The organism is Serinicoccus sediminis, from assembly GCF_004153545.1.
GTDB classification, from domain to species: domain Bacteria; phylum Actinomycetota; class Actinomycetes; order Actinomycetales; family Dermatophilaceae; genus Ornithinicoccus; species Ornithinicoccus sediminis_A.
In genome coordinates this window covers 45410-52459 of sequence record NZ_SDVA01000021.1, presented here as the reverse complement: position 1 = coordinate 52459, position 7050 = coordinate 45410, and the positions used below count along the sequence as shown (strand labels likewise).

Genomic DNA, 7050 nt, shown 5'->3' with positions numbered 1-7050 from the left:
GGGGGGGGGGGGGGGGGGGGGGGGGGGGGGGGGGGGGGGGGGGGGGGGGGGGGGGGGGGGGGTGGGGGGGGGGGGGGGTGGGGGGGGGGGGGGGGGGGGGCGGCCTGGTCGGCGGTTCAGGTGCGGGCGGCCAGCAGGTGACGAGAGATCACCAGGCGCTGGATCTGGTTGGTGCCCTCGAAGATCTGGGTCACCTTGGCCTCGCGCATGAGGCGCTCGACCGGGAAGTCCGTGGTGTAGCCGTAGCCCCCGAGCACCTGGACGGCGTCGGTGGTCACCCTCATGGCGGCGTCGGTGGCGACGAGCTTGGCGACCGAGGCCTCCTGCCCGTGCGGCTGCCCGGCGTCCTTGAGCCGCGCGGCGTGCAGGTAGGTCGCTCGTGCCGAGCCGACCGCTGCCGCCATGTCGGCCAGCAGGAAGGCGAGCCCCTGGTTGCCGGCGATGGGCCGGCCGAACTGCTCGCGCTCGGCGGCGTAGGCGGTGGCGACCTCGAGGGCCCGCTGCGCGAGGCCCACGGCGCAGGCGGCGATGCCGAGGCGCCCGGCGTCCAGGGCGGCGAGCGCGATCGGCATACCCTCACCCTCGGCGCCGATGCGGTGGCGGGCCGGCAGCCGGACGCCGTCGAAGACGACCTCGGCGACCGTGTCGCAGTGCAGGCCCATCTTGCGCTCCGGCTCGGCGACGACGAGGCCCTCGGCGTCGGCGGGCACGTGGAAGCAGGACAGCCCGCGGCCGCCGTCGTCGGAGGTGCGCGCGAAGAGGGTGTAGTAGTCCGCGTGCCCGGCGTGGCTGATCCAGGACTTGGTCCCGGTGATGACGTAGTCGTCGCCGTCGCGCACCGCCCGGGTGCGGAGGGAGGCGACGTCGGAGCCGGCGTGCGGCTCGGAGAGGCAGTAGGCCCCGAGCTGGTCGCCCGAGAGCATCCCGTGCAGCCACTCCTGCTGCTGCTCGGGGGTGCCGAAAGTGGTCAGGGGGGAGGCGGTGAGGGAGTGGACGGAGACACCGACCGCGACCGACATCCACCCGCGGGCGATCTCCTCGACGGCCTGGAGGTAGACCTCGTAGGGCTGGGCGCCGCCGCCGAAGGCCTCGGGGAAGGGCAGCGACATCAGACCGGTCTGGCCGAGCATGGCGAAGACCTCGCGGGGGAACCGGGCGGCCGCCTCGGCCTCGTCGACGTGGGGGAGCAGCTGCTCGTCGGCGATCTCGCGGACCAGCGCCAGGAGGTCGCGGGCCTCCTCGGTGGGGAGCACGCGCGTCACTGGCACCATGCGCAGGACGATAGTTCTGGACGTCGCGTCACCTGCTAACCGGACGACCGGGCCACGTGGTCGCAGCCTCGGTTGCCGTCCCCGCCGGGTGTCCGGTGGGTGCTGACCACGCGTCCGGTGTCCTCTGACGGCGCGTCCGGTGGGTGCTGACCACGCGTCCGGTCGGTGCTGACCACGCGTCCTGTGCGGCCTGAGCACGCGTCCGGTCGGTGCCGACCACGCGTCCTGTGCGGCCTGAGCACGCGTCCGGTGCGGTCAGGCGGGGTAGGCATGGATCTCGGTGGCCTTGACCGCGGCCCACAGCTCGCGGCCGCGCTGGACGTCGAGGGCGGCGACGGCGCCGAGGGTGACCTCGGCGACGAGGTCGACGTCACCGGTGAGGTGCACCCGGGCCCGCTGCCCGGTGACGGTCACCGACTCGACGCGCAGCAGCCACAGGTTGCGGGCCGAGGTCTGCGGCCGCTCCGAGAAGAGCGCGACGGCCGCGGGGTTGACGCTGGCCCAGACCTGCTCTCCGGCAGCGGCACCCTGCGGCGCCTCGGCGAGCACGAGGTGGCCCGCCGGCCGCTGGCTGTCGCCGCCCAGCGCCACCGACCACCCGTCCTCGTGGACCAGCGTGCCGGTGAGGAGGTTGAGACCGACCAGCGAGGCGACGTATGCCGTACGCGGCCGGGCGACGACCTCGGCCGGGGTGCCGGTCTGGGTGATCCGGCCGGCCTCGAGGAAGAGCAGCCGGTCGGCCAGGGTCAGCGCGTCGAGCGGGTCGTGCGTGGTGAGCAGGGTGACACCGGGGTAGTCCCGCAGCCGGGTGGCGAGGTCGGCCCGGGTGCGGGACCGGGTCTGCGGGTCCAGCGCCGACAGCGGCTCGTCCAGGAGCAGCAGGTCCGGGTCGGTGGCCAGGGCCCGGGCCAGGGCAGCCCGCTGGGCCTGGCCGCTGGAGACCTGGGCGGGCCGTCGCCGCAGGAGGTCGCCGAGCCCCACCCGCTCCAGCTCCTCGCGGGCGCGGTCGCGGGCGGCGCGCCGCGGCACACCCCTCGAACGGGGACCGAAGGCCACGTTGTCGAGCAGGCTGAGGTGCCCGAACAGGACCGGGTCGGCCAGCACCAGCCCGACGCTGCGGCGCTCGGGGGTGAGGTCGACGCCGTCGCCGGCCCAGGTCCGCCCGTCGACCTCGACGATCGCCCGCTCGGCCCGCAGCAGCCCCGCGAGCGCCAGCAGCAGGGTGGTCTTGCCCGAGCCGTTCGGGCCCAGCAGGGCCGTCACCCCGGGCGGGGCGTCGATCCGGGCCTCGACGACGACCTCGCCCCGGTCCACCCGCAGGTCGGCCCGCAGCCCGCTCACCGCAGCCACCTGCTGCGCAGCGCGCCGAGCACGACCACGCTCACCGCGAGCATGACCACGGACAGTGCGAGGGCGGCGTCCGGGTCCTGCTCGAGCGCGGCATACACCCCCAGCGGTGCGGTCTGGGTGCGGCCCGGGAAGCTGCCGGCGAAGGTGATCGTCGCCCCGAACTCTCCGAGGGCGCGCGCCCAGGCGAGCGCCGACCCGGCGGCGATGCCCGGCAGCACCAGCGGCACCACCACGTGCACGAAGGTGCGGACGGGGCCGGCCCCGAGCGTCGCGGCGACCTGGTCGACGCGGCGGTCGAGCCCGCGCATCGCGCCCTCCACGGAGACGACGTAGAACGGGAGCGCCACGAAGAGCTCGGCCATGACCACCGCCACGGTGGTGAAGGGCACGGTGATGCCGAACCACGCCTCCAGCGGGCCGCCGACCACCCCGCGCCGGCCCCAGGCCATGAGGAGCGCGACGCCGCCGACGACCGGCGGCAGCACGAGCGGGACGGTGATGACGGCGCGCGCCCAGGCGGTGAGCGGGTGGTCGGAGCGGGCCAGCAGCCACGCCAACGGGGTGCCGAGCAGCCACACCAGCACCATCGTCACCCCGGTCGTCAGGGCCGAGAGCCGCAGCGACTGACCGACGACGGGGGAGGAGAGGTGGGTGCCGAGCTGCGGCCAGTCGGTCCGGGCGAGCAGGGCCAGCAGGGGCACGACGACGAACGCCACCCCGATGAGGGCCGGCACCCGCAGCGACCACGAGCGCGAGGTGTGCCGTTCCCGGGTCGGTGCCGGTCTCACTGCTCGGGCGCCGGGCCGAAGCCGGCGTCGACCAGGCGCGCCTGCACCCGATCGGACAGCAGGTGGTCGACGAAGGACTGGGCCAGCTCCCGGTCGGACACGGCCAGGGCCGGGTAGCGGTTGACGACGTTGCGCTCCTCCGGGATCTCGACGCCGGCCACCCGGTCGCCGGCAGCGGCGACGTCGGTGCGGTAGACGAGGCCGGCGTCGGCCTCGCCCAGCTCGACCTTGGTGAGGGTGGCCCGGACGTCGCTCTCGTAGGACGCGACGTCGGGCTGCAGGCCCTCCTGCGCGAAGAGGCGCTCGGTGGCCTGCCCGCACGGCACCTGCTCGGCGCACACGACGAGGGTGAGCCCGTCGGCTCGCAGGTCGTCGAGACCCTCGATGCCGGCGGGGTTGTCCACCGGCACCGCGATCTGGAGCTGGTTGGTGGCGAAGAGGCTCACCGGGCCGTGCCGGCGGTCCTGCTCCAGCGGCTCGAGCGAGCTCTCCCCGGCCAGCGCGACGACGTCGGCGGGCGCCCCCTCGTTGACCTGCTGGACCACCGTCGAGCTGGCGGCGAAGCTGGTGCGCACGGACAGGCCGGGGTGGTCGCCCTCGAAGCTGTCGACGACCGGCTCGAGCACGTCGGTGAGCGAGCTCGCGGCGAGGACGGTCAGCGTGAGCGCGTCCTGGGGCTCGTCGGCGTTGTCCGGCTGCGCGGCGTCGCGGGTGCACGCCGCCAGGGTGAGGGACGCGGCCGCCAGCAGGGCGACGAGCCCCAGCGCCGGGGTATGCCGTCGCGCCCTCACGCGGGGAGGTGGGGGCTGCGCCCCTGAGGCGGTGCGGCACCCCCTCACGCGGGCACCCCGAGGCCGACGTTGGTCGCCTTGACGGTGGCGATGGCGACCGACCCGACCTCGAGGCCCATCTCTTCGACCGCCTCGGTGGACAGCAGCGACACCAGCCGGAACGGCCCGGCCTGGATGTCCACCTGCGACATGACGGTGTCGCTGACGATCCGGGTGACGATGCCGCGCAGCTGGTTGCGGGCCGAGGAGGTGCCGACCACCCCGACCTCGGGCGGGTGCGCCTGCTCCTGGGCCAGCGCGGCGACCTCCGACCCCTCGACGACGGTGCGGCCGGCGTCGTCGCGGTGGCTCGTCAGCCGTCCGCCGTCGATGGCCCGGCGGACCGTGTCGGAGGAGACACCCAACAGCGCCGCCGCCTCAGAGACCCGCATCTGCGTCATGATCAGCAGCGTAGTGCCGCATCTGCGCCGGTGCCACCGTGAGGTGGTCGACCGCGGTCGCCGCCCGAGGCGGGCTACCGGCCCCCCGCGTCGCCGAGCAGGGCCTCGAGCCCGCGGCGCAGGACGGTCACGTCGGTGTCGAGCGCGAGCAGGTCCAGGCCCGTGGGGAGCACCGGGTCGAGGTCGCGGTCGCCGGAGAAGACGCCCGACAGCAGCCCGGCCTGCGCGCAGGCCTGCTGCACCCGCCCGATCGCCGCGACGACCTGCGCGTCGGTCACCCCGGGCCGGCCCAGGGAGAGGGACAGGTCGTAGGGCCCGACGAAGAGGCCGTCCACCCCCGGCAGCGCCGCGATCGCCTCGACGTCGGCGAGGGCGCCGGCCGTCTCGACCATTGGGAGCAGCAGCGGGCGCTCCGGCCCGCCGGTCATGACCGCCCGGGTCAGCCCGCTGCTCCGCACCCCCTCGGGCGGGAAGCGCACGGCCTGCACCAGCGCGGCAGCCCCTTCTGCCGAGGTCACCGACGGCACGATGACGCCGGACACACCGGTGTCCAGCACCTGGCCCAGGTGCGCCGGGTCGCCCGAGGCCGCGCGTGCCAGCACCGGCACCCGGGCGACCCGCAGCAGCCCGGGGAGGTCGGCGACGGCATACCTGCCGTGCTGGAGGTCGACGCCGAGCCAGCCGAGGCCGTCGGTCGGCAGCGCCTCGAGCTGGTCGGGGGCCAGCACGGTGAGCCAGAGCCCGTGGGGCGACGTGAGGTCGGTCATCGTCCCCTCCTCACGGCTCACGGGTGTCCGCGACCGGCGGCAGGGTCGTGCCCGGCACGACCACAGGGTCGAGCTGCGGGCGCTTGGCGACCACCCGGTCCCCGGAGGAGCGGCCGGTGAGGCGGCGGTGGGCCCAGGGCGCGGCATACTCGCGGGCCCACCGGGCGTGCCCGCGGACCGTTTCCGCGGCGCTCGCCGGTGCCTGCGGCGGCAGCGGCGAGCGCCAGTCGGCCTCGTCGGCGCTGTGCCCGAGCGCGACGTAGGCGGTGAGCGCGACGCGGTGGTGCCCCTCGGGGGTCATGTGGATGCGGTCCTGCGCCCACATGCGCCAGTCCTTGAGGAAGTCGCACGCCCACTGGTTGAGGACGTAGCAGCCGTGCCGCTGCGCGATCGACCAGATGTGCGCGATGTAGGCCGCGGCGCGGCCGCGCGTCCGGCCGATGATGGGGGCGCCGGCCGGGTCGGTGGGCGTGGCCATGAGCACGTCGGCGCCGGTCGCGCGGATGCGCGCCACCGCGGTGTCGAGCCGCGCGGCGAGGTCGTCGATGTCGGCGCGTGGGCGCAGGATGTCGTTGCCGCCACCGACGATGCTCACCAGGTCGGGGCCCAGCGCGAGCGCGGCGTCGAGCTGGGGGCCGACGACGTCGGTGAGCGTGCGGCCGCGGACGGCGAGGTTGGCGTAGGAGAACCCGTCGGCGTGCGGCGCGAGCAGCCCCGCGAGCCGGTCGGCCCACCCGACGTAGGCGTCCGGGGTCGCCGGGTCGGGGTCGCTCATGCCCTCGGTGAAGGAGTCGCCGATGGCGACGTAGCGGGACCAGGCGCGGGGGACCGGCCGGATGCTCCCGGCCTGCCCGTGCACGGTGGGGCCGGCCTCGCCGTGGACGAGCCGCAGCGGGTGGGCGTGCTGGTCGCGTCCCTCGGCCAGGCGGTGCTGCGGCGGGGTCGCGGTGGTGGGGTCGGTGCTCAGGGCAGCCTCCAGTCGATCGGACCGCCGCCCTGCTGGCGCAGCAGCTCGTCGGCCCGGCTGAAGGGCCGGCTGCCGAAGAAGCCGTTGCGGGCGGACAGCGGTGAGGGGTGGGCGCTCTCGACGCGGGGGACGTCGCCGAGCCGCGGGCCCAGGTTGCGGGCGTCGCGGCCCCACAGGATCGCGACGAGCGGTCCGCCGCGGCGGACGAGGGCGTCGATGGCGAGCTCGGTGACCTGCTCCCAGCCCTGGCCGCGATGGCTGGCCGGGGCGCCCGGTCGGACGGTCAGGACGCGGTTGAGCAGCATGACGCCGGCGTCGGCCCAGGGGGACAGGTCGCCGGTGCTGGGCCGCGGCACGCCGAGGTCGTCCACGAGCTCGGTGTAGATGTTGTGCAGGCTCCGGGGGACCGGCCGCACGTCGGGGGCGACGGAGAAGCTGAGACCGACCGCGTGGCCGGGTGTCGGGTAGGGGTCCTGCCCCACGACGAGCACCCGCACGTCCTCCATCGGGCGGGTGAACACGCGCAGCACGTGCGGTCCGCCCGGCAGGTAACCCCGGCCCGCCTCGACCTCGCCCCGCAGGAACTCCCCGATCCTCGCGACGGTCTCCTCGGCGGGCGCCAGCGCCTCGGCCCAGCTCGGGTGCACGAGGTCGCGCAGGGGTGTGGGGGTCACGC

At 75.7% G+C, this 7050-nt stretch carries 8 protein-coding genes; all 8 read right to left on the bottom strand.

Annotation, left to right across the window (positions count from 1 at the left end; translation table 11 throughout):
* Positions 1–116: 116 nt before the first annotated feature.
* Positions 117–1271 carry an acyl-CoA dehydrogenase family protein gene (locus EUS26_RS15175; protein ID WP_130014670.1) on the bottom strand — a complete coding sequence of 385 codons (1155 nt, stop codon included), beginning with the start codon at positions 1269–1271 and terminating at the stop codon, positions 117–119.
* A gap of 255 nt (positions 1272–1526) precedes the next feature.
* Positions 1527–2612: an ABC transporter ATP-binding protein gene (locus EUS26_RS15170; RefSeq protein ID WP_130014669.1), complete on the bottom strand. Its 1086-nt coding sequence runs from the start codon at positions 2610–2612 to the stop codon at positions 1527–1529.
* Positions 2609–3409, bottom strand: coding sequence for an ABC transporter permease (locus tag EUS26_RS15165; RefSeq protein ID WP_130014668.1), 801 nt, complete (start codon positions 3407–3409; stop codon positions 2609–2611). Before EUS26_RS15165 ends, EUS26_RS15170 begins: the two co-directional genes overlap by 4 nt.
* Positions 3406–4200, bottom strand: a complete 795-nt coding sequence (gene modA / locus EUS26_RS15160; protein WP_238149023.1) for a molybdate ABC transporter substrate-binding protein — start codon at positions 4198–4200, stop codon at positions 3406–3408. The genes EUS26_RS15165 and modA overlap by 4 nt, the downstream gene beginning before the upstream one ends.
* A 44-nt stretch (positions 4201–4244) precedes the next feature.
* Positions 4245–4640 (bottom strand): TOBE domain-containing protein, encoded by a 396-nt coding sequence (locus EUS26_RS15155; RefSeq protein ID WP_130014667.1) that lies wholly within the window; start codon positions 4638–4640, stop codon positions 4245–4247.
* Positions 4641–4714: 74 nt separating this feature from the next.
* Positions 4715–5407 carry an HpcH/HpaI aldolase family protein gene (locus EUS26_RS15150; RefSeq protein ID WP_165368648.1) on the bottom strand — a complete coding sequence of 231 codons (693 nt, stop codon included), beginning with the start codon at positions 5405–5407 and terminating at the stop codon, positions 4715–4717.
* A 10-nt stretch (positions 5408–5417) separates the two neighbouring features.
* Positions 5418–6266: an SGNH/GDSL hydrolase family protein gene (locus EUS26_RS15145; protein ID WP_272947975.1), complete on the bottom strand. Its 849-nt coding sequence runs from the start codon at positions 6264–6266 to the stop codon at positions 5418–5420.
* 104 nt (positions 6267–6370) lie between these two features.
* A complete protein-coding gene (locus EUS26_RS15140) occupies positions 6371–7048 on the bottom strand; it encodes a uracil-DNA glycosylase (protein WP_130014665.1) in 678 nt (225 codons plus the stop codon).
* Positions 7049–7050 lie beyond the last annotated feature (2 nt).

Excerpts from the sequence above, each read along its gene's own strand:
- EUS26_RS15175 (WP_130014670.1), bottom strand. The coding sequence starts at position 1,271 with ATGGTGCCAGTGACGCGCGTGCTCCCCACCGAGGAGGCCCGCGACCTC.
- EUS26_RS15155 (WP_130014667.1), bottom strand. The coding sequence starts at position 4,640 with ATGACGCAGATGCGGGTCTCTGAGGCGGCGGCGCTGTTGGGTGTCTCC.
- EUS26_RS15150 (WP_165368648.1), bottom strand. The coding sequence starts at position 5,407 with ATGACCGACCTCACGTCGCCCCACGGGCTCTGGCTCACCGTGCTGGCC.